This is a genomic window from Capnocytophaga canis (assembly GCF_000827555.1).
GTDB classification, from domain to species: domain Bacteria; phylum Bacteroidota; class Bacteroidia; order Flavobacteriales; family Flavobacteriaceae; genus Capnocytophaga; species Capnocytophaga canis.
On the sequence record NZ_CDOI01000122.1, the window covers coordinates 1 to 221 of the forward strand.

1 protein-coding gene is annotated in these 221 nt (G+C 43.4%); it reads right to left on the bottom strand.

Features of this window, described 5'->3' with window-relative positions:
• A partial coding sequence (locus CCAND38_RS03425) for a type IX secretion system membrane protein PorP/SprF (RefSeq protein WP_042343891.1) occupies positions 1 to 221 on the bottom strand: 221 nt, incomplete at both ends.

The following is a 221-nucleotide window of genomic DNA, read 5'->3' on the forward strand; positions in this document are numbered from 1 at the left end:
AAAATCTCTGCTGTACCCTTTAAACCAAAAGCTAACTTCGAATTATCAAAATTCAAAGTATACGAGAAATCTAACATAAAACTCGTGTTCGTTTGTGGGCCTATTGCGTCATAGAACAACGAGTACCCCAAACCCACGTTTCGCAAACGCTCCTGAGGAGCATGATAACTAATCCCTCCACTGCGAGGAGCTCCATCCAAACCAATCCACTGTGCTCGGAA